The organism is Pseudoduganella albidiflava, from assembly GCF_004322755.1.
Lineage (GTDB): Bacteria > Pseudomonadota > Gammaproteobacteria > Burkholderiales > Burkholderiaceae_D > Rugamonas > Rugamonas albidiflava.
The window spans coordinates 3,863,825-3,884,813 of the sequence record NZ_CP036401.1 but is presented as its reverse complement, the minus strand read 5'-3'; the positions used below and the strand labels follow the sequence as shown (position 1 = coordinate 3,884,813).

Annotated in this window: 19 protein-coding genes; 10 read left to right on the top strand and 9 right to left on the bottom strand. The window is 68.1% G+C overall.

Annotated elements, in window-relative coordinates; all coding sequences use genetic code 11:
• Window positions 1–17: 17 nt before the first annotated feature.
• Genes pcaCD through pcaH form a run of 4 tightly spaced genes read right to left on the bottom strand, consistent with a single transcriptional unit; the run spans window position 18 to window position 3,968 of the window.
• The gene (pcaCD, locus tag EYF70_RS16020) at window positions 18–1,268 is read right to left on the bottom strand and encodes a bifunctional 4-carboxymuconolactone decarboxylase/3-oxoadipate enol-lactonase PcaCD (RefSeq protein ID WP_131146306.1); all 1,251 of its coding nucleotides are present in this window, start codon (window positions 1,266–1,268) and stop codon (window positions 18–20) included.
• 16 nt (window positions 1,269–1,284) lie between these two features.
• Window positions 1,285–2,676: a 3-carboxy-cis,cis-muconate cycloisomerase gene (gene pcaB / locus EYF70_RS16015; RefSeq protein WP_131146305.1), complete on the bottom strand. Its 1,392-nt coding sequence runs from the start codon at window positions 2,674–2,676 to the stop codon at window positions 1,285–1,287.
• A gap of 28 nt (window positions 2,677–2,704) precedes the next feature.
• Window positions 2,705–3,259 carry a peptidase associated/transthyretin-like domain-containing protein gene (locus EYF70_RS16010; protein WP_131146304.1) on the bottom strand — a complete coding sequence of 185 codons (555 nt, stop codon included), beginning with the start codon at window positions 3,257–3,259 and terminating at the stop codon, window positions 2,705–2,707.
• A 10-nt stretch (window positions 3,260–3,269) separates the two neighbouring features.
• Window positions 3,270–3,968 carry a protocatechuate 3,4-dioxygenase subunit beta gene (pcaH, locus tag EYF70_RS16005; protein WP_131146303.1) on the bottom strand — a complete coding sequence of 233 codons (699 nt, stop codon included), beginning with the start codon at window positions 3,966–3,968 and terminating at the stop codon, window positions 3,270–3,272.
• Between the two features lie 145 nt (window positions 3,969–4,113).
• Here pcaH and EYF70_RS16000 point away from each other — a divergent pair, with 145 nt between their 5' ends.
• Both EYF70_RS16000 and EYF70_RS15995 read left to right on the top strand, forming a co-directional pair.
• On the top strand, window positions 4,114–4,893 hold the full coding sequence (locus EYF70_RS16000; RefSeq protein WP_131146302.1) for an IclR family transcriptional regulator domain-containing protein: 780 nt from the start codon (window positions 4,114–4,116) through the stop codon (window positions 4,891–4,893).
• Window positions 4,894–5,379: 486 nt separating this feature from the next.
• Window positions 5,380–7,161, top strand: coding sequence for a hypothetical protein (locus tag EYF70_RS15995; protein ID WP_131146301.1), 1,782 nt, complete (start codon window positions 5,380–5,382; stop codon window positions 7,159–7,161).
• A gap of 10 nt (window positions 7,162–7,171) precedes the next feature.
• Here the strand turns inward: EYF70_RS15995 and EYF70_RS15990 are convergent, their stop codons facing one another.
• Entirely contained in the window at window positions 7,172–8,110 is a 939-nt protein-coding gene (locus EYF70_RS15990) for a helix-turn-helix domain-containing protein (protein ID WP_131146300.1), read from the bottom strand.
• A 133-nt stretch (window positions 8,111–8,243) separates the two neighbouring features.
• Between EYF70_RS15990 and EYF70_RS15985 the strand changes: the two genes are divergently transcribed.
• Complete coding sequence (locus EYF70_RS15985) at window positions 8,244–9,410, top strand: 4-hydroxybenzoate 3-monooxygenase (protein WP_131146299.1); 1,167 nt, start codon at window positions 8,244–8,246, stop codon at window positions 9,408–9,410.
• 62 nt (window positions 9,411–9,472) lie between these two features.
• Here the strand turns inward: EYF70_RS15985 and EYF70_RS15980 are convergent, their stop codons facing one another.
• The gene (locus tag EYF70_RS15980; RefSeq protein WP_131146298.1) at window positions 9,473–10,615 is read right to left on the bottom strand and encodes a porin; all 1,143 of its coding nucleotides are present in this window, start codon (window positions 10,613–10,615) and stop codon (window positions 9,473–9,475) included.
• A 197-nt stretch (window positions 10,616–10,812) separates the two neighbouring features.
• Here EYF70_RS15980 and EYF70_RS15975 point away from each other — a divergent pair, with 197 nt between their 5' ends.
• Complete coding sequence (locus EYF70_RS15975; protein ID WP_131146297.1) at window positions 10,813–11,592, top strand: IclR family transcriptional regulator domain-containing protein; 780 nt, start codon at window positions 10,813–10,815, stop codon at window positions 11,590–11,592.
• A gap of 195 nt (window positions 11,593–11,787) precedes the next feature.
• Entirely contained in the window at window positions 11,788–11,988 is a 201-nt protein-coding gene (locus EYF70_RS15970) for a DUF2905 domain-containing protein (RefSeq protein WP_131146296.1), read from the top strand.
• Between the two features lie 40 nt (window positions 11,989–12,028).
• On the opposite strand, the gene EYF70_RS15965 is transcribed toward EYF70_RS15970, so the two are convergent.
• Complete coding sequence (locus tag EYF70_RS15965; RefSeq protein WP_131146295.1) at window positions 12,029–12,880, bottom strand: hypothetical protein; 852 nt, start codon at window positions 12,878–12,880, stop codon at window positions 12,029–12,031.
• A gap of 50 nt (window positions 12,881–12,930) precedes the next feature.
• On the opposite strand from EYF70_RS15965, the gene EYF70_RS15960 reads away from it, so the two are divergent.
• From EYF70_RS15960 to EYF70_RS15950, 3 genes are read left to right on the top strand one after another with little or no spacing between them, the layout of a single operon-like run.
• Window positions 12,931–14,115 carry a zinc-dependent alcohol dehydrogenase gene (locus EYF70_RS15960; protein ID WP_131146294.1) on the top strand — a complete coding sequence of 395 codons (1,185 nt, stop codon included), beginning with the start codon at window positions 12,931–12,933 and terminating at the stop codon, window positions 14,113–14,115.
• Window positions 14,116–14,125: 10 nt separating this feature from the next.
• Window positions 14,126–14,695 carry a hypothetical protein gene (locus EYF70_RS15955; RefSeq protein WP_131146293.1) on the top strand — a complete coding sequence of 190 codons (570 nt, stop codon included), beginning with the start codon at window positions 14,126–14,128 and terminating at the stop codon, window positions 14,693–14,695.
• A 12-nt stretch (window positions 14,696–14,707) separates the two neighbouring features.
• Window positions 14,708–16,249: an FAD-dependent oxidoreductase gene (locus EYF70_RS15950; RefSeq protein ID WP_131146292.1), complete on the top strand. Its 1,542-nt coding sequence runs from the start codon at window positions 14,708–14,710 to the stop codon at window positions 16,247–16,249.
• Between the two features lie 31 nt (window positions 16,250–16,280).
• Here EYF70_RS15950 and EYF70_RS15945 read toward each other — a convergent pair whose 3' ends face one another.
• Both EYF70_RS15945 and EYF70_RS15940 read right to left on the bottom strand, forming a co-directional pair.
• Window positions 16,281–16,697 carry an NUDIX domain-containing protein gene (locus EYF70_RS15945; RefSeq protein WP_131146291.1) on the bottom strand — a complete coding sequence of 139 codons (417 nt, stop codon included), beginning with the start codon at window positions 16,695–16,697 and terminating at the stop codon, window positions 16,281–16,283.
• A gap of 93 nt (window positions 16,698–16,790) precedes the next feature.
• A complete protein-coding gene (locus EYF70_RS15940; protein WP_131146290.1) occupies window positions 16,791–17,276 on the bottom strand; it encodes a hypothetical protein in 486 nt (161 codons plus the stop codon).
• A gap of 239 nt (window positions 17,277–17,515) precedes the next feature.
• Here EYF70_RS15940 and EYF70_RS15935 point away from each other — a divergent pair, with 239 nt between their 5' ends.
• Both EYF70_RS15935 and EYF70_RS15930 read left to right on the top strand, forming a co-directional pair.
• Entirely contained in the window at window positions 17,516–18,706 is a 1,191-nt protein-coding gene (locus tag EYF70_RS15935) for a pyridoxal phosphate-dependent aminotransferase (RefSeq protein ID WP_229420410.1), read from the top strand.
• Window positions 18,694–20,913 (top strand): hybrid sensor histidine kinase/response regulator, encoded by a 2,220-nt coding sequence (locus EYF70_RS15930; RefSeq protein ID WP_229420409.1) that lies wholly within the window; start codon window positions 18,694–18,696, stop codon window positions 20,911–20,913. The genes EYF70_RS15935 and EYF70_RS15930 overlap by 13 nt, the downstream gene beginning before the upstream one ends.
• Window positions 20,914–20,989: the final 76 nt, after the last annotated feature.

The following is a 20,989-nucleotide window of genomic DNA, read 5'->3' as shown; positions in this document are numbered from 1 at the left end:
AAAAGCACCGGAGCCTGTCACCGGTTTTCGAGGAACTCCTGCACGGCCCGGGCAAACGCGGCGGGCTGCTCGATGGCGGCGATGTGCGAGGCGTCCGCCAGCACGACCAGTTCCGCGCCGGGGATGGCGCCGGCGATGGTTTGCGACATCGCCACCGGGGCGCCCTGGTCGAGTTCACCGGCGATGACCAGCGTGGGTACCGCGATCGACGACAGGCGCGCGGTCGTGTCGACGTTGCCGACCGCATGGCAGCAGCCGGCATAGCCCACCGGATCGGTGCTGGTCAGCCGCCGCCGCCAGCGGGCCACGGTGCCGCCGTGCGTGGCGCGGAACGCGTCGTGGAAGTAGCGCCCCATCACGGTATCGGCGATCGCCTCGATGCCCTGTTCGCGCACGGTGGCGATGCGCTGCTTCCAGGCCTCGCGCGCCGCTTCCGGGTAGCCGGACGACGAGTTGGCGATGACCAGCGCCTGCACCAGAGCCGGGTGGCGAAGCGCCAGTTCCTGGCCCACCATGCCGCCCATCGACAGGCCGATCCACGTGACCGGGCCGGTGCCCAGTTCCAGCAGCAGCCGTGCCGCATCGTCGGCCAGCGCTGCCATGTCGTATGCGCCTTCCGGCGCCTCGGAACCGCCGTGGCCGCGGTGGTCGTAGGCGATCACGCGGCTGTCCTCGGCCAGCAGCGTGGCCAGGCCATCCCACATCGACAGGTCCATGCCCAGCGCATGGCTGAGTACCACGGTGCGGCGCGGTGCCTGGCCGTTGCGCGGCTCGCGGACCGTGTAGTGCAGGGCAGGGCGGCTGGCGGTACGGCGCTCATGGCCGACGCCCGGATGCGGCACGGCTCCCGGCTGGGCAAGCGGCAGTGGATGGTCCATCTCGCGCAGGATCGCCTGCGTGTGCGCGAACGCCGTGTTCGCGGCCGGCACGCCGGCGTAGATGGCCGACTGCATCAGCACTTCCTTCAGTTCATCCGGCGTCATGCCGCCGTCGGCACCGGGGCGCAGCGCGGCGCGCACGTGCAGCTCGAATTCTTCCCAGCGGCCCAGCGCGATCGTGATCGACAGCACGATGGCGCGGCGCGTCTTGTACTCGAGGCCGGGGCGGCCCCAGATCTCGTTCCACGCGAAGCGGGTGATCAGGTTCTGGAAGTCGGCATTGAAGGCGTTGGCGTTGTTCAGCGAACGGTCCACCCATTCGTCGCCGAGGATGGTGCGGCGGTTCTGCAGGCCGCGTTCGAAAGCGTGGTCGAAAGGATCGTAGGTCATGCGTTGGTATCCATGTTCAGTGGTCCTTGGAGAATGAGGCGGCCTGCTCGCGGAGCTGGGGCAGCCGGCGCGTGGCCAGTCGGCGGGCGGCACCGGCGGCGGCGACGGGATCGAACAGCGCCTGCAGGGATGCCAGGGCGGAGGCGTCGCAGTGTTCCCGCAGCGTGTCGTGTTCGCGCACGGCCTCGGGCAGCAGGTCGGCCAGGTGCCGGCCTTCCGCCACCGCGCGGCGCGTCAGGCCTTCGACGAATTCGTGGGCGGCCGGGCGACCGATGAATCCGGCCAGCCGGATCGACAGCGCCTCGGCAAAGATCAGCCCTTGCAGCGCATCGATGTTGCGGCCCATGCGCCCGCTATCGACAGCCAGTCCGCCGAACGCGTCGTTCAGCGCCTGCAGCGCGCCGTGCGCGCTGATGAACAGCTGCGGCCACTCGGCCAGTTCGGCCTGCCAGTTGCCCAGGCCCCGTTCGTGCTGCTGGCCCATCGTGTTCAGCAGCGACGCGGCATGCTGCGGCGTGCGCGCGGCGGCGGCCAGCGCGATCATCGCCGAGACGGGATTGCGCTTGTGCGGCATGGCCGACGAGCCGCCGCGGCCATTGCCGGACGGTTCGGCCAGCTCGCCGATCTCGCCCTGCGCCATCAGGGACAGGTCGGTGGCGATCTTGCCCAGGCTGCCCGTGAGCACGGCGACCTCGAGGCCCAGCCGCACCCACTCGTCGCGCTGGGTATGCCACGGCGCATCCGCCACCTTCAGGCCCAGCTCGTTCGCCAGGCGGTGTGCCACGGCGTCGGCCTCGTCGCCCATCACGGCCAGCGTGCCGACCGCGCCGCCCAGCTGCAACTGCAATGCGCGGCCGGCGGCCCCGCGCAGCCGCTCGCGGGCGCGCAGCAGCGGGGCGGTCCAGCCCAGTACCTTCCAGCCGAAACTGGTCACTTGGGCCGGCTGCATCAGCGTGCGCGCCAGCACGGGCGTATCGACGTGTGTTTCGGCCAGCGCCAGCAGCGTGTCCGCCAGCCGTGCCAGCCCGGCGTCGACCAGTTGCAAGGCCTCGCGCGTGGCCAGCACCAGCGCCGTGTCGACCACATCCTGGCTGGTACTGCCCCAGTGGACGAAGGCGGCGCTGTCCTTGTCGTACAGCGCGACGGTCCTGGTGAGTTCCTTGACCAGGGGGATGGCCAGGCTGCCGGCGCGGCGGCTGGCCGCGATCAGCGCCGGGATGTCATACAGCTGCGCGTTGCAGACGCCGGCGATGGCGCGCGCCGCCGCCGCCGGGATCAGGCCTTCCTCCGCCTGCGCGGCAGCCAGCGCCTGCTCGAAGCGGAACATGCCCTGGACGATCGCGGCATCGTCGAAGACCGCGATCATGTCGGTCGTCGTGAGGAAGCTGTCGAAGATCGATACGCTCATCCGTTTCTTCTCCCGTTTTTCCCGTTTATCACGTGTAGTCGAAGAAGACGGTCTCGCCATCGCCCTGCATGCGGATATCCCAGCGGTAGCTGCCGTCCGGCTGGCGGCGTGCCAGCAGCGTGCCGCGGCGTTCTTCCGGCACCTGTGCCAGCAGCGGCGACGGTGGCGCATCGTCCAGGAACACGGCGGTGAACTGGTGCTTCACCAGGCCGCGCGCAAAAATGGTGACGAAGGCGGCGGGCGCATCGGCCGGCGCATCGGCGGGGCGGGACAGGCGGAACTGGAATTCGCCCGCCTCGCCGCTGGGAATGCGGCGGAAGCCGGGAATGGCCTGCTGCGCCTCGGCCTGGGCCGCGTGCGGGGTCCACGCTTCCAGCTGGGCGTCGTTGATCGGTGTGCCGTCGCCGTCATAGATCACGCCGCGCACGGTCACGGTGGGCGCCGTCGTCTCGACGTCGGCGGTGGCATCGACGCTCCATTGCCACGCTTCATGGGAAAACGGGCCGATGGTCTGCGAGGTGGTGATTTTGCTTGATTCGTTGCTCGATTCGTTGCTTGATTCGTTGCTCGAATTGGTCGTCATGGTGCTCTCCTTACAGGCCCATCGGGGTGGCGTCGCGTCCGCGCAGGACGATGTCGAATTCATAGCCCAGCAGGTGTTCGTGCATGGTTTCCTCGATGCTGAAACGGGACACCAGGCGCTGGCGCGCGGCCGCGTCGGGCACGCTGTTGAAGATCGGATCGTAGTCGAACAGCGGGTCGTTCGGGAAATACATCTGCGTGACGAGGCGCTGCGCATATACGTTGCCGAACAGCGAGAAGTGGATGTGCGCGGGGCGGAAGGCCTTGTGGTGGTTGCCCCACGGATAAGGGCCCGGGCGGACCGTCACGAAGCGGTAGCGGCCTTCGCCGTCCGTCAGCATCTTGCCCCAGCCGTTGAAGTTCGGATCGAGCGGGGCGTTGTGCTGGTCCTTCTTGTGGCGGTAGCGGCCCGCCGCGTTGCACTGCCATACCTCGATGAGCGAGTTGCGCACGGGCTTGCCGTCCTCATCCGTCACGCGGCCGGTGACGACGATGCGTTCACCGATGGCTTCGCCGGCGCAGCCGTCCGGCCTGGTCAGGTCGATCTCGCCCGGCAATACCAGGCCCGACGGGGTGGCGATGTTGTCGCTGACGGGCAGCGCCGCGTCGAGGCGCAGCAGCGGCTGCAGCGGGCCGCGCTTGACGGTGGATTTGTATTCGGGATAGACGAGTTCCGGATACACGCCGGATGGGACGGAATCGAATTTCACTGGAGTCTCCTGGTGCGCCGGGCGCAATGTTGTCGGATGCTGGCCATGTTAGGCGCCCGGGCTGCTCCCCTCAACGGGGCAATGTCGAGCTGCATCCGCAATGCGCACGCTTTGTGCGATACTCGCACAAACAAGGAGATTTCGCATGGAACAGGGAATACCGCCGGACGCGCCGCATCCGCGCGACCTGGTCGCCGGGCTGGAAAAAGGCTTGCAGGTGATCGAGGCGTTCGACCAGGAGCGCTCGCGCCTGACGATCGCGGAGGTGGCCGTGCGCACCGGCCTGACCCGCGCGGCGGCGCGGCGCTACCTGATCACGCTGACGCACCTGGGCTACATGCGCCATGAGAACAAGCTGTTCTCGCTGACGCCCGCCGTGCTGCGGCTGGGCCAGTCCTACCTGCACTCGGCGCGCCTGCCGCGCATCGCCCAGCCGCTGCTGTACCGGCTGGCCTATTCGCTGGGCGAGGCGGCATCGTGCGGCGTGCTGGACGACCGGGAGCTGGTCTGCGTGGCCGCCGTCAGTGCCGGGCGGCTGGTGTCGACCACGCTGCAGCCGGGCACGCGGGTGCCAGCCTACTGCACCGCGAACGGCCGCGTGCTGCTGGCGCACCTGCCCACGGACGAAGTGGAAAAGTACCTGGCCAGCGTTGAGCCGGAACGCATCACCGCGCACACGATCGTGCATCGCGAACGGCTGGCGCTGGAAATCGCCCGCACGCGCGAGCAGGGCTACGCGCTGGTCGACCAGGAGCTGGAGCTGGGCTTGCGCGCCATCGCCGTGCCGCTGCGTAATTTCCGGGGCGAGATCGTGGCCGCGCTGAACGTCAGCGTGCACGAGGGACGCATGCCGCTCGAGGCGATGGTGGAGCGCTGCCTGCCGGCGATGGTGAAGATCCAGGCGGAATTGTCGGCGTTGCTGTGACCGGATCATGCCCTGGACAATGGGCGCGGCATATTAAAAAAATTGCGAATAATTATTTATATCGCGGCGTCATCGCCGATAGGCTTCCTGTTTTTGAATAGCGGCAGATAATCGTCACGCGCTGACATCTTATTACCCGCGTAGTGTCCGAATATTGTAGAACCTTGACCCGGCAATGGACAGCTGGCCGCATATTCCAGGACAAAGTCGCGACATCTTTCGACATCTTTCCTCCCTTGCCGCCGCGCCGGCGTGGCCGGCCGCGCTGCGCGGGAAAACCGCCCGGCAGACCGGTCGATACCGCCGATTCAAAAGCCGCTTGTATTCGCGCAGGCCTTGTCTATGTTGAATTGCCATGACAGCGCCGACCGCCCTTGTTCTCCATCGATATAGCCAGATCGATATTCAGCCGGTTTCTGCAGTCATGTCGCCAGTCCCGGCCGGATAATCGGCCGGGTAATCAGGGTATGTCCAAGGAGTTAATCGATGACCACCAATCTCATTCACCGCCCCGGCATGGCCGGGGCCGGCCAGGAGGGCGACACGATGCCCGCTTCCCCGGCCAGGTCCGGCCCGTATGCCGAGGCGATCCAGGAAGCGGACGGGCGCTCGGTCCGGCAGCTGTTCGGTGCTGCCGTGGAAGGCGGCGGGCCGCGCGCGGACGGCGGTTCCGGCAGCGGCCGCGGCGCCGCGTTTTCCATCAGCGAGCAGGATGTCGACAGGGACGCGGTGCGCCAGGTGATGGCATCCGGGGCGCCGGAGCCCGAACTGAGCGGCACCGGCTTTACCTACCGCCACGACTGGGGGCCCCGCCGCGGCCAGTGGACGCTGCGGCTCAACTGGCCGGCTGTCGGCCCGCAGTCCCACGTGTTCGTGTCGATCGGGGAGGGCGCGGCCGGCGGGCCGGATGCCGGCAAGTTCCTCGGCGCGGCGCGCTACACGCTGCACAACGTGGCGCCCCGTCCCGGCGGCGTCGACATCTGGGTCAACGTCGAGTGGGGGGCCGACATTCCGCTGTATGTCGACTACCTGGTGGTCAATCCACCCACGCTGGGCACCAGGACGGTGAGCGTGACGGTGCACCGCCACAGCGCCGTCGCGCTGACCGATGCCGAGGCGGACCGTATCCTGCGCGACATGGGCACCGTGCTGCAGGGCGCCGACACGGGGGCCGATATCGCGACGCGGGTGCAGTTCGTCCGTAACGGACCGGTGCGGCTGCTGCCGGCCACCGTGCCGGCCACCATCCAGACGCAGGCCGAATGGAACACGCTGATGGGGGCCGGCACCGGCATCAAGGTGGTGCAGGCGATCCGCTGGTGCGGCGGGCCGGGCGGCTCGATCATCGGCTGCGCGCCGGTCGGCAGCGCGGTCACGAACCTGGCCGTGGTGCGCTTTACCGCCAACCAGGAAGGCATCCTGTGGGTGCACGAATACGGCCACAACGCGGGCAATGGCCACCGCTCGGATGATACGAGGGCTGTCATGTTCCCCAGCATCGGTGCCGATCACAATGTCGTCGATGCCACCGAGTCCGGCCGCTACCTGGCCGGTCCCCTGGCCGGCACCGGCGCGGTCATGGCCGCCGGCGGCTGTTCCTGCCAGGGGCCCGCGGCCAGGCCGCCGGCCGACGTGCGCGCCTTCGTCTCGCAGCACTGGATCGAAGGCATTCCGTATGGCGCCGCGTCGCAATACCAGGCGGACGATGCGCGCAAGCTGCTGGAATGGCTGGTCGACGAACCCGAGCAGCACGAGGAATTCCTGCCCGAGATCGTCACCACGCTGTGCTTCATCGGCAGCGAGATCGCCGTGCGGCCGCTGATCGACTTCGTCGAGAGCCGGCGCGCCGGCCAGGCCGTGTTCAACGCCAAGAACGCCGCGCTGATCCACCTCGGCGACCTGGTCAACGCCTCCGGCAGCAGGGCGGCGCTCGACTTCCTGATGGGCGTGGCGAGCGACATGGAAAAGGCGAAATCCCTGGCATCGCCACAGGCGGCGATGGCGGCCGTCGATGCCACCATTGCCGGCGCTGCCGTGCCCACCGTCGAAGCGCTGGGCGCCGAACTGGCCGTGTCGGCCACGTTCGGGCTGTCGCTGGCGGGCCAGCCGGAGGCGGAGCAGGCGCTCGGCCGCCTCAGGAGCCATCCGGATGCCTATGCTTCCGTCAGCCTCGCCGCGGTCGAGGCGGCCGAGCTGGCCAGGACGGTGCGCGCCCGCGGCCAGAAGGAGTACTACCGGATGAAGGCCGAACACGGTAGCGCGCGCTAGCCCCTGGCGGTTAACTGCCCGGCATGCCGGCGGCGCCCGCCGCCGGCAGCGTCGCCAGGTCGGGATGCTGCCGGGTGCTGTTGCGGGTCTGCTCGCGGTACTGCTTCGGTGTCAGCCCCAGGCGCTTGCGGAACAGCCGGCTGAAGTAAGCCGGGTCCTGGAAGCCCAGTTCGTAGCCGATCGTGGCGACCGAGGTAGGCACGTAGGTGAGCTTGCGGCAAGCTTCCAGCATCAGGCGGTCCTGCGCCATTTCAAAGGCCGATTTCCCGGCCAGCTTCACGCACAGCCGGTTCAGCCGCGCCGCCGTCACGCGCAGCGCGTCCGCATAGCGGCCCACCAGCCACTGTTCGCGGAAGTGCTCTTCGACCAGCGCGCGGAAGCGGCTGAACAGTTCGAATTCCACATGGCCCGACTGGTCGGCCATGCGCCGCTCCGTTTCCAGCCGCACCAGCAACAGCAGCACGCTGCGCGCCAGCCATTCGACCATCAGCGCCTGGCCATAGCGGGGCCCGGCCGCTTCCTGCATCAGCTGGTGCAGCAGCGCGGCCAGGCGGTCCTGCACCATGGCGTTCTCGTGCAGCCGCATGGCCTGCGGGCGCAGGAACAGCGGCGCGAACAGGTCGACCGACAGCACCACGTTCTGGTCCATCGTCAGCACATAGCCCTGCGCCTCCGTGGAAAAGTCGAACGCGTGCACCACGCTCGGGTGGATCGTGATGACGGTCGGGCCATCGCATTCCCACAGCATGTTTTCCACCTGCGCGCTGACGTGTCCGCCCATCAGGAACAGTACCTGGAACAGGCCGCGGTGCGTGTGCGGGCCGATGTGCCAGTCGTGCAGGCGGCTGCGCGTCTCGATCAGTTCGATATGCACGAACTCGGCATTGTCGATCGGCGTATTCTCGCCGTACAGCGCGAACTGGGGAATCTCGTTGGGAAGGATGTTCATGGCGAATCGACCTGTTCAGGACAAGGCATTTGCAAAATAGTACAAGTTTTTTCGTGCTTCATCCATTTTTTTATCGCAAGCGCGGCATTACGATCCGTTCATCGTTCAAATTAATACCAGACGGAGACTTATCATGCGTACCCAGGCAGCCATCATCGGCGCCGGCCCCGCGGGCCTGCTGCTATCCCACCTGCTGCACCTGCAGGGCATCGAATCGGTCGTGCTCGAGAGCCGCAGCCGCGAAGACATCGAATCGACGATCCGCGCCGGCGTGCTCGAACAGGGCACGATGGATATCCTGAACGAGGCCGGCGTCGGCGAACGGATGCGCCAGCTCGGCGCAGTCCACCACGGCATCGAACTGGCGTTCGGCGGGCGCCGCCACCGCATCGACCTGGCCGACCTGACGGGCAAGGCAATCACCGTCTACCCGCAGCACGAGGTCATCAAGGACCTGGTCGCGGCGCGCCTGGCCGCGCAGGGGCAGATCCTGTTCGAGGTGTCGGACGTACGGCTGGACGGCATCGACAGCGCTTCGCCTTCGGTATCGTTCACGCACCGCGGCGAGCAAGGCCGCATCGACGCCGACTTCGTGATCGGCTGCGACGGCTTCCATGGCGTGTCGAGGAAGGCACTGCCGGAAGCGTCGCGCAGCGAATTCCAGCGTACCTACCCGTTCGGCTGGTTCGGCATCCTGGTTGAATCGGCGCCGTCGTCGGAAGAACTGATCTATGCCCGGCACGAACGGGGCTTCGCGCTGATCTCGACGCGCACGCCGGAAGTGCAGCGCCTGTATTTCCAGTGCGATCCGGCGGACCATGTGGACAACTGGTCGGACGACCGTATCTGGGCCGAGCTGCACGCCCGCGTGGAAACCAGCGATGGCTGGAAAATCAACGAGGGCCGCATCTTCCAGAAGGGCATCATCGGCATGCGCAGCTTCGTCTGCACGACGATGCGGCACCACCGGCTGTTCCTGGCCGGCGACGCGGCCCACATCGTGCCGCCCACCGGCGCGAAAGGCATGAACCTGGCCATCTCGGACGTGAAGTTCCTGGCCGAGGGACTCGATGCGTTCTACAGGAAGGGCAGCGGCGAGCTGCTGGACGGCTATGCGGAGCGTGCGCTGAAACGCATCTGGCGCGCCGAGTACTTCTCGTGGTGGATGACGCGCATGCTGCACACCTTCGCCGAAGCGACGCCGTTCGAGCGGGAAATGCAGCGGGCCGAACTGGAGAACGTGGTCGGCTCGCGCGCCCTGGCGCAGGCGCTGGCGGAAAACTACGTCGGCGCGTTCTGAGGCAAGGCCCGGTCGCCGCGCCGAAGGCGTGACGGGAAGCGTCCGGCAACCGGCCAGACAGATCAGAACTTGTGCACCACGCCCGCCTGCAGGCCGGTAAGCCGGCGGCCGTTGACGTCGTCGCCCGCCAGGTTGGCCGACGGTGCGCCCGAGCCGCCGAAGCGGAAGCCGGCGTTCGGCGCGTTCTTCATGCGGGCGGCGATGCCGTACAGCAGGGTACGCCGCGACAGGTCGTAGAAGCCGCCGATGCTGGCGCCGCGGGCCCCGGCATCGCCGCCCGACGTGTCGCGGATCACGCCATACAGCGCTCCCACGCGCAGGTTGGCGGCAATGCGGTAGTCGGCCGACAGCTGCCACATGTTGTAGTAGCGGCCGGCGTTGCGGTCCGTGCCGGCGAAATGGTTGTCGGGGCTGGCCACGTTGCTGAGGATGGACCCGGCGGTGTTGCCGTTGGCGTTCGCCGTCGCATTGTTGGTCCGCACGAACACCGCGTAGAGCGTCCCCTTGCCGTACCGGTAGTTGGCGTACACGTTGTGATAGCGGATCTTCTCGCGCACGGTGGCGGTCACGTCGTTGGGGCTGGCCTGCAGGCCAGCGTAGCCGAAGCGCCATTGTTCGCGCGTGTAGTCCACCGCGAATTGCACGAGCGCGCGGTTGCCGCGCGGTGTCTGGTTCGCGGCACCGTTTTCCGGCAGCGCATAGTGCAGCACCACCGACGCGCCACCGATGCGCGGGCTGCGGTACGAGATGTCGTTGTCGAAGCGCGATGGCACGCCGAAATTGTTGATCACGGAGCCGAAGGTGGTGCGGTCCGTGTAGTCGATGGCGTTGCCGATCAAGAAGATCTCGGTGTTCTGGCGGCCCGCGCGCCATTCGCCGGCTTTCGTGGCGATGCCGATCCAGGCCTGCCGGTCGAACAGCCGCTTGCCGTCGGCGGCGCTGCCACTGTCGGCATTGAGCCCCGCTTCCAGGTTGAACTTCAGTTCCATGCCGTCGCCCAGCGCTTCGGTGCCGCGCACGCCGAGCCGGCTGCGCAGCAGCGCGCCGTCGTTCAGCCCCGTGATGTGGGCACCATTGCTGCTGCGGATATGGCCGATGTATTGGTCGAAATTGCCGTACAGCGTCACCCCTTGCGCCCAGGCGAGGGCGGGGCACGCGAAGATGGGGCACGCAATGGCCCAGGCAGAAAGCCGCTTCCCTTTCATCGTATCTCCATCGAATCGTTATTCGTCGTTGGCGGCGGCTGGCCGCGCAACCTGGCAGGGCTGGCCTGCTGCAGCCAGTCGTGGCCGGGTAACGAGTATAGGAATTCGGCGTGAGCAAAAAAACACCATTGCGCGCCTGTTAATGCGACAATCGCGCATCCTGCGCGATTATCGCGCAAAAATGGAAATATTTTGCAATGAAGGACCTACCGCAGACCATTGCTGTCGCCAAGCGCGACATCATCGAGGGCCTCGTCACCGGCATCGCCGTGATCGGCGCGTTCGACGACGACACGGCGCGCCTGACGCCCAGCCTGCTTTCCGAGCGCATCGGCATCAGCCGCAGCGCGGCACGCCGCTACCTGCTCACGCTCGTCCATACCGGCATGGCGGCCACGGACGGGCGGCAGTTCTGGCTGACACCGAAGGTACTGACGCTGGGCCATGCGTACCTGGATTCGGCGCGCATGCCGCGCGCGATCGTGCCGTACCTGCAGCACCTGACGGCACAGCTGCAGGAATCCACCAATTACTCGGTGCTCGACGGCGACGATGTGGTGTATGTCAGCCGGGTCAACGCGCCGCGCCACCTGATACCGGGGCGCGAGCCGGGCACCCGCCAGCCCGCCTATGCGTCGACGGCGGGCAGGGTGCTGCTGGCCTGCCTGCCCGAGGCGGCGCTGGACGATTACCTGGCGCGCGTGGAACTGGTGCCCTACACGCACCTGACAGTGCAGGACAAGGGCGCCCTGCGGCGCGAGCTGGAGACGATTCGCGAACAGGGTTTCGGCATGACGGAAGACCAGTACGAGATCGGCCTGCGCGGCATCTCCGTTCCGCTGAAGAACCGGCACGGCATGGCGACCGGGGCGTTGTCCGTGCTGATGAGGACGTCGGGCAGTCCGGCGCCCGACGCCGCTGCGCGCTGCGTGCCGGCCCTGCAGGCTTGCGCCAACACGCTGATGCTGTGGGTGTGACGGCGCGCCACGCCGGCCGGCGCCGCGCTAGACTGGCCGCAACGGGGGTTTCATGGCGACGATCGATGGTCACGATTCATGGTGACGATGGATGATCACGATTCACGGCGACGATTCATGGTGACCATTCACGGCGACGATTCACGGCGAATCCCCTGCCGCCGGCCTCTTGACGATACTGACATGGATTGAACGATGCGACAGCTGCTGATCATTCTAGGAGCCCTCCTGCTGCTGGCCGGCCTGGCCTGGCCCTGGCTGAGCAAACTGCCGCTGGGCCGGCTGCCTGGCGACGTGCATGTCGTGCGCGAAGGGTTCAGTTTCCATTTCCCGGTCGTGACCTGCATTGTCGTGTCCATCGTGGTATCGCTGCTGATCTGGTGGTTCCGGCGCTGAAGGGAACGGGCGGCTTCGCCGCTGAACGCTGGAAATATTTTCAATTTGCTTGGGGCAGTTCCGACTGCCGCACGGCGTGTACTCCTACGTGCCATGCCTGTCGACGGTGCCAGAATGGCAATTCACCGAATGCACCCACAAGCAAAAGGAGATATGACATGAAGAGCAAACTCGCGGTCATCCTTGCAGCATTGTTCGTCAGCGCGGGCGTCGCGGCCCAGTCCACCAGTTCATCGACCAGCACGGGCGCGGACCAGCAGAAATCCAGCGACACCAAGAAACACAAGTCCACCAAGTCCAAGCAGCACAGCACCGGCAGCCAGGACACCACCACCTCCGGCGCCAGCGGCACGGCCGGCTCCAGCTCGACCGAAATGCGTTCCAGCAGCGGCACGAGCGGCACCAGTGGCAGCACCAGCGGCACGAGCACCAGCACCGGCACCGATACGTGGCGCGGCCCGAGCGGCACCGCCGGCATGAACAGCACAACGCCGAGCACAACGCCGAGCACGACGCCAGGCGCGACCAGCGGTTCGTCCACCTCGGGCACCAGCGGCTCAAGCTCGGGCTCGTCGATGGACAGCAGCGGTTCGTCGACGTCGGGCACGTCAGGCAGCAGCGCCACCGGCACCTCGTCCGGTACCTCGTCCGGTACCTCGTCCAATACCTCGGGCACGGGCATGACGCGCTCCGGCGCTGGCGCGACCGGCACCGGTACCACCGGCACCACCGGTTCCGGCACCACCGGCACGACCACGCCGCCGCTGCCGACCCGCTGATCCGTATCACGCCAGCCGCCCGCGGGCGGCTTTTTTACGCTCGTTCCCTCCGGCCCGGCCCGGGTATCCCGTCCGCGGCCGATGGGGGGCGAAGCGATTTCGACCTGGAACATGCCGGCGCCCTGTCGCGGGGCGCCACGGCCCAACAACAACAGGAGTCACCATGCTGGCAATGAACTACCGTGGACCGTTCCGCGTCCGCGCCGACCACAAACCCGATCCCGTCATCGAGCACCCTGGCGACGCCATCGTGCGCGTCACCCGTTCCTGCATCTGCGGTTCCGACCTGCACCTGTACCACGGCCTGGTACCCGATACGCGCGTGGGCACCACCTTCGGCCACGAATTCGTCGGCATCGTCGAGGAAGTGGGCTCGCAGGTCACCAAACTGAAGGTCGGCGACCATGTGCTGGTGCCGTTCAACGTGTTTTGCGGCTCCTGCTTCTTTTGCCAGAAGGAACTGTACGGCAATTGCCACAACACGAACCCGCAGGCATCCGCCGTGGGCGGTATCTACGGCTACTCGCACACGGCCGGCGGCTTCGACGGCGGCCAGGCCGAGTTCGTGCGCGTGCCGATGGCCGACGTGGGCCCGACCGTGATCCCGGCCGACATGGACCAGGACGACGCGGTGCTGCTGACCGACGCGCTGCCCACCGGCTACCAGGCCGCCGAAATGGGCGATATCTCGGAAGGCGACACGGTGGTCGTGTTCGGCGCCGGCCCGGTGGGCATCTTCGCCGCCAAGTCCGCGTGGCTGTTCGGTGCCGGCCGCGTGATCGTGGTCGACCACGTCGACTACCGGCTCGACTTCGTGCGCCGCTATGCCCAATGCGAGGTGGTCAACTTTCGCGAAGTGGACGATATGGCGCTGCATATCAAGAAGATGACCGACTGGCTCGGCGCCGACGTGTGCATCGACGCGGTGGGCTGCGAAGCGGCCGGCAGCGCGGCGCAGACCATTACCGGCGTCTACACGATGATGCAGGCCGGTTCGGCCACCGCGCTGCACTGGTGCATCAACTCCGTGCGCAAGGGCGGCAATGTGTCGATCGTGGGCGTGTACGGCCCCACCTTCAACGCGATCCCGATCGGCAATGCGCTGAACAAGGGCCTGACCATGCGCATGAACCAGGCCAGCGTGAAGCGCCACCTGCCGCGGCTGATCGAGCATATCCAGGCCGGCCGCATCGATCCCAAGCAGATCATCACGCACCGCGTGCCGCTCGAGGAAGTGTCGGATGCGTACCACCTGTTCTCGTCGAAGCTGGACAACTGCATCAAGACGGTGCTGATCCCCCCATCGGCGAACCAGGTACGCGCCGTTGCGTCCACCGCGAACCATTGAGGAGAACAGCATGGCACACGACAACGAACATACCGGACATACGCACCAGCACGACGCCCACGGCAACCACACCGGCGACCTCGCGGTGTTCCAGCATGGCCGCCCCCCGGTGGACCGCTCGGCGATCCAGGGCTGGGGCGCGGACCTCGACCGCAAGAACCGCCCCGGCGTGCCGATGGAGCGCACGCCGCCGCGCATCGATGCCCCGCTGACCCAGCCGGAGCAGCAGCGGCAGGACGTGGAAGTGCTGGTCTCGCTGGAGCGCCCGCACATGACACCACTGTTCGGCAGCCCGAATCCGCCGCGCGGCGTGTCGGGCATGGTGCGGCGCGCCGCCTTCAAGGAAACCGAAAACGATATCCGGCACTGGCTGCTGCTGATGCTGGCCGACCGGATCGACGTGGTCGAAGGCCTGGTCGAGGACCTGGCGCGCGGCCACGTGCCGAACATCCTCGGCGAGATGGGCATCAAGGCCGAATGGCAGCATAACAAGAAGGGGCTGGCGCAGAAGGTGGTGATCGGCGCGGCGGTGGCCGGCATCGCCTGCTACCTGCTGAAGCGCCGCGACCACCGGTACTGACGGGACCTTGCCATGCGGACCAATGCCGCCACCGTTTCACTGTGGACGGACACCGCCCAGGTGCCGTCGTTCGCGCCGCTGGCCGGCGACACGACGGCCGATGTGTGCGTAGTCGGTGGCGGCATTGCCGGCCTTACCTCGGCCTACCTGCTGCTGAAGGAGGGCAGGTCGGTGGTGCTGGTCGACGCGCTGCAGCCGGGCGCCGGCGAAACCGGCCGCACCACGGCGCATTTCTTCCCGCCCGACGAGCGCTATGCCGGGATCGCGAAACGCTTCGGCGACGCCCGCGCCCACCTGCTGCACGACAGCTACGAGCGGGCCACCAGCCTGGTCGAATCGATCGTGCACGACGAGCGGATCGCCTGCGATTTCCGCCGGCTGGACGGTTACCTGGTGCCGGCCGCCACGGGTGGCGGCGCGGAGGGCGTTGCAGTCATCGAGCGCGAGCATGAATGCACGCAGCGCCTCGGCATCGCGACTACCCGGCTGCCGCGCGTGCCGGGCCTGGCCTGGGATACCGGGCCGGCGCTGTGCTTCCACAACCAGGCGCAGTTCCATCCTGTGAAGTACCTGGCCGGGCTGGTGCGCGCCATCGAGCGGCTCGGCGGCCGCATTTACGGCGACACGCGGGCGCGCGATGTCGGCGGCACCAGCGTCGTCACCGAAAAAGGCACGGTACATGCCGCCGCGGTGGTGGTGGCCACCAACACGCCGTTCAACAACCGCTTCGTGCTGCACACCAAGGTGGCGCCGTACCACAGCTACGTCGTCGGCTTGACAGTGCCGCGCGGCGCCATCGAACCGTTCCTGCTGTGGGATACCGGCGACCCGTACTACTACGTGCGCCTCGACGACGCCCGGGTGGCGCGGCCCTACGACATCCTCGTGGTGGGCGGGCAGGACCACAAGACGGGCCAGGAGGGCATGCCCCAGCACCGCTGGGACGAGATCGAGGCCTGGACGCGCGCGCGCTTCCCGCAGGCCGGCGAAGCGATGTACCGCTGGTCCGGCGAAGTGATGGAACCGGCCGATGGCGTGGCCTACCTGGGGCGCAATCCGGCCGACCGGGGCAATGTGTTCGTCATCACCGGCGATTCCGGCAACGGCATGACGCACTGCACGGCGGGCGCCATCCTCGTCACCGACCTGATCGCCGGCCGCGCCAATCCATGGGAGGCGCTGTACGATCCGGGCCGGATGCCGCTGCACGGCCTGGGCGAGTTCGCCAGGGAACAGGCCAACGTGGCGGCGCAGTACACCGACTGGCTGCAGGGCGGCGAGGTGGCCTCGCCGGACCGCATACCGCCCGGCGAGGGAGCGCTGATCCGCGAGGGCCTGAAGCTGATGGCGGTGCACCGCGCCGGGGACGGCAAGCTGACCTTCCTGTCCGCGGCATGCCCCCACATGGGCTGCGCGGTGCACTGGAACTCGGCCGAGAAGTCATGGGACTGCCCCTGCCACGGCTCGCGTTTCGACATCGCCGGCCAGGTGCTGCACGGGCCGTCGAACGCGCCGCTGCCGCCGGCCGATCCGGGCGGGAAGGGAAGCCGCTAGGAGGCCGACGTTGCCGACCAGCGCCCCGCGCCTACCAGTCCAGCGCCAGCAGGCGCTGGGCCATCCTGGGCCAGCACAGCGTGCGCACCTCGTCGCGCGTGGCCCAGCGGAACCCGTCCGCCTCCGGGGTGGGCGCGCCGGTCACGTGGTGCGGGAAAAAGCTCGTGCAGGCCAGGTGGTCGAGCGTGCACAGCTCGTCGCCCGCCGCCACGCGGAACAGGTGCAGCCGCTTGTCGCGGCGATAGTCGAACACGCCAAGGTCGGTGAACCGGCCGGCATCGATGCGCAGGCCGGCTTCCTCGAACAGCTCGCGCCGCGCCGCCTCGAGCGGCGACTCGCCAGCGTCCTGCACACCCTTCGGGATATCCCAATGCTTCGTTCCGGTCACGTGGCACAGCAGCAGGCGGCCTGCCGCGTCGACGATCAGGGTGCCACAAGATGTATCCATTCGGTTCCTATCGCCTTCATCTCTATCGACATGTCCGATGCAACGGCGTGGCCAGCTTGCCCGGCGGCCCGCCATCGCGATGGCATGCGCCTTTCACAGCAGCGGGCCGCCGGGGCCGACCTGCTGCGGCGCGCCGCCGGCCACGCAGTCGGCCACGTACTGGGTGCGGCCCTGGCCATCGACGACGCGGCCGGTGACCACGGCCACGCCCTGCGCCGCCATCTCCGCCTGCAGCTCGCCATCGCAGAAGCGCCGCTGCCAGGCCGCCTGGCGCGCGGCATTGGCCGCGTCGTCGGCGGCCCTGGCCGGCTGCTGATCGGTGGTGCTGAACGTGACCTGGTAACCCTGGCCCGGCCGCGCCAGCGACGGCTCGGTGCCCACGTAGCGCATGCCGTGCGCGTCGCCGGCCAGGGCGCGGCCATGCCCGGCGATGCGCTCGGCGGCTGGTGCCACCGTGGCATCACTGGCGGCCGGGCGCGGCGCATCGGCGCTGAACGGCGGACCGAACAGCGCCCATCCGGCCAGCGCCGCCAGCACCACGGCCGCGGCGGCCATGGCGCCCGCGACATACGGTTTCATCGAGCCTCCCTCCGGTTCATGCGTCCTCCTCGTTCATGCGTCCTCCTCGTTCATCCGTGCCCCTTTCATGCGTGCTGCCACTCGGCTGCATTGTAGCCGCCGGCACGCGCACGATACGAATGGGTGATACGATAAATATTGCATCTTGTTAAAATATCCGGACCGTCCGAGCGGTCGTACTACTATAAGAAAGATAGCGAAAGATGAACTTTCAGCGAAACTTCGCGGAGGCACCTTCCATGCCGCACAGTGTGTCGAAACGGATCGCGGCGGCACGGCCGCTGGCCACCACCGCGATGCACGAGCGCGTCGACCTGCTAAAGCAGCGCGGCGAGGCGGTGATCGACTTTTCGATCGCGATCTCGCATTTCCCGGCGCCGGCTCCGGTGCGCGCCGCCGTGCGCGCCGCGCTCGACGAGCCGCTGCTGCCCTATACCGCCGTCGGCGGCCTGCCGGCACTGCGCGACGGGCTGGCTCGCAAGCTGCGCGCCGAGAACGGCATCGATGCGCAGGCCCAGCACGTGATCGTCACCAACGGCGCCAAGCAGGCGCTATACCAGACACTGTACGTGATGACGGATCCGGGCGACGCGGTGATCGTGATGCGGCCGCACTGGCCGGCCTACGTGGCCACGGCGCAGTTGCTGGGGCTGCGTGTCGAGCTGGTGGACCAGCCTGACGTGATCGATGCGGCGTTCCTGGACGGCCTGCCCCGGGCGAAAGTCCTGGTGGTCAACAATCCGCACAACCCCACGGGACGGGTGTACACGCCGGCGGAACTCGATGCCATCCGTGCCTGGCTGCGCGCGCGCGGCACCGCCTGCATCGTCGACGAGAGCTATGAAAAGCTGGTGTTCGATGGCGCGCACCACAGCCTGGCGGCCTGCCCGGACTGGCAGGCGCTGGGCATCGCCACGATCTTCTCGGCCTCGCAGAGCTACGCGATGATGGGCTGGCGCGCCGGCTTCGCGTGCGCGCCCGCGGCCTGGATCAGGGCCATGGAAGCGCTGCAGGGGCCGATCACGGCGGCCGTGCCGGCGCTGACGCAGGCCGCCGCCGCGGCGGCATTCGCGATCGGTGCCGTGCCCGACCTGCTGGCCGACTACCGCGCGCGGCGCGACCTGGTGGTGGACCTGTTCGCGCCGGTGCCGTGGATCGCGGTGGCATCGCCGGCCTCCGGTCCCTACCTGTGGGGCGACATTTCCGCGCTGACGCTCGACACCACGGCCTTCGCCGAAAGGCTCATCGAGGAATACCGCGTGGCGATCATGCCGGGCGAGGCGCTCGGCTGTCCCGGCTTCATCCGGCTTGGCTACATCGCCGACGACGAGGCCACGCTGCGGCGCGGCGTGGCGGCCATCATCGCGCTGGGCGACCGGATGGCGGCCGCCGGCGCCGCGGGCCGGGAGGCCGACCCGTGCCGCGCCTGAGCAGCCTGCGGGCCCGCCTGATCCTGCTGGTCGGACTGGCGATCACGCCGATGGCGGCGATGACGGTGCTGACCGGCGTGCGCGAGCGCGAGCATGCGATCGACGTGGCGCGCGAGAACCTGCAGCGCGTCGCCAACCTGGCCGCGGCCAACGAAGCCCAGTCGCTGGAAGGCGCGCGGCAGATCCTGCGCGACCTGTCCAGCATTCCCGACCTGCTGGACAACCAGGACGATTGCAGCGTGCTGCTGTCGGACATCCTGTCGAAGAATACCGATTACGTCAATTTCGGGCTGATCCAGATGAACGGCGACGTGACCTGCAGCGCCGTGGCGTCGGTGGGCCTGGTCAACCTGGGCGACCGGCCGCATTTCCGCCGCGCCATCGCGGAACGCCGCTTCATCGCCGGCAACTACGTATTCGGCCGCGTGATCGGCAAGCACACCGTCAACCTGACCTTCCCCGTCATCAAGAACGGCGATGTCAGGGCGGTGCTGTTCGCCGCGCTGGACTTGACCGAGCTGGACAAGTTCGTGCTCGACGTGAAGCTGTCGCCCGGCTCGCTGATGTGGACCATCGATGGCCAGGGCACGACGATCTCGCGCCGGCCCGACCCGGCCAGCTGGTTCGGCAAGCCGATCCCGCAGCACTTGCGGCAAGCGCTGGCGACGCGGCCGGCGGTGCCGGTGCTGCTCACCGATGGCGACGGGGTCGAACGCCTGTACGCGTTCGCGCGCGTCGGCAAGGCCGATGTCTCCGACTACACGGTGATCATCGGCATGCCCTACGACGAGATCGTGGCGGCCGCCACGCGCGACCAGCTGATCGCCGTTGCCGGGCTGGCGATGACGATCACGCTGGCACTGCTGGCGGCCTGGTTCGGCGGCGATATCCTGATCGTGCGCCGCGTGCAGGCGCTGGTGCGCACCGCCAACCGCATCGCCACCGGCTCGCTCGACACGCGCACCGGCCTGCGCTACGAGGACGAGGAAATCGGCGCTCTGGCGCGCTCGCTGGACGAGATGGCGCACGCGCTGCAGAAGAAGGAACTGGAGCGCGACGCGGCGGCCGCCTCGCTGCAGGCGGCCGACCGGCGCAAGGATGAATTCCTGGCGATGCTGGCGCACGAGCTGCGCAATCCGCTGGCGCCGATCAGCTCCGGCGCCCAGGTGCTGAAGATGGCGCACGCCGACAACCCGGCGGTGGCGCGCACGGCCGAGATCATCGCGCGCCAGGTCGAGCACATGACACGGCTGATCGACGACCTGCTCGACGTCTCGCGCGTCACGCGCGGGCTCGTCAAGCTGAACCGGCAGCCGCTGGACTTGCGCACCGTGGTGGAAGACGCGGTGGAGCAGGCCTATCCGCTGTTCAAGTCGAAGCGCCAGCAGCTCGAGCTGGACATTCCGCACGCGCCGATGGGCATCAACGCCGACCACAAGCGGATGGTGCAGGTGATCGTCAACCTGCTCAACAACGCGGCCAAGTACACCCAGGAATACGGCCATATCCGCGTGCGGATCGAGCGCGACGGCGCGCTGGTGCGCGTGGAGGTGGCGGACGACGGCATCGGCATGGCGCCGGAACTGGTGGCGCGCGTGTTCGAACTGTTCACGCAGGCCGAGCGCACGTCCGACCGCTCGCAGGGCGGGCTGGGCCTGGGGCTGGCGCTGGCGCGCACGCTGGTCACGCTGCACGGCGGTACGGTGCGCGCCGCCAGCGCCGGCGCGAACCAGGGCAGCACCTTCACGGTGGAGCTGCCGTATGCGGAACCGCCGCCGCAGGCACAGCCGGGCAGCGCGCCGGCGCCCGGCGCCCATGCCGCCCGGGCAGGCGGGCTGCGCTGCCTCGTCGTCGACGACAACGTCGATGCGGCGCAGACGCTGGCGCTGTTCCTCGAAGCGGCCGGCCATGTGGTGCACGTGGCGCACCGCGCCACCGAGGCGCTGGAACTGGCGCGCCGCCATGCGCCCCAGCTGTGCTTCCTCGACATCGGCCTGCCCGATATCGATGGCAACCAGCTGGCCCGGCAACTGCGCGCGCTGCCGCAGACGGCCGCCGCGCAACTGGTGGCGGTGACCGGCTACGGCCGCAAGGAAGACCAGGAAAAATCGATCGCCGCCGGCTTCGACCACTATTTCGTCAAGCCGATGGATACCGCCAAGCTGGTGCAGCTGCTGGCCATGGTGCGGCCCGAGGCGGTGAAGTAGGCGACCCGGAAAAGGGAGGAGCAGGACAGCACAGCGCCTGGCGGCGGCGCGCAGCCGTGCGCACCGCCGTGACGCC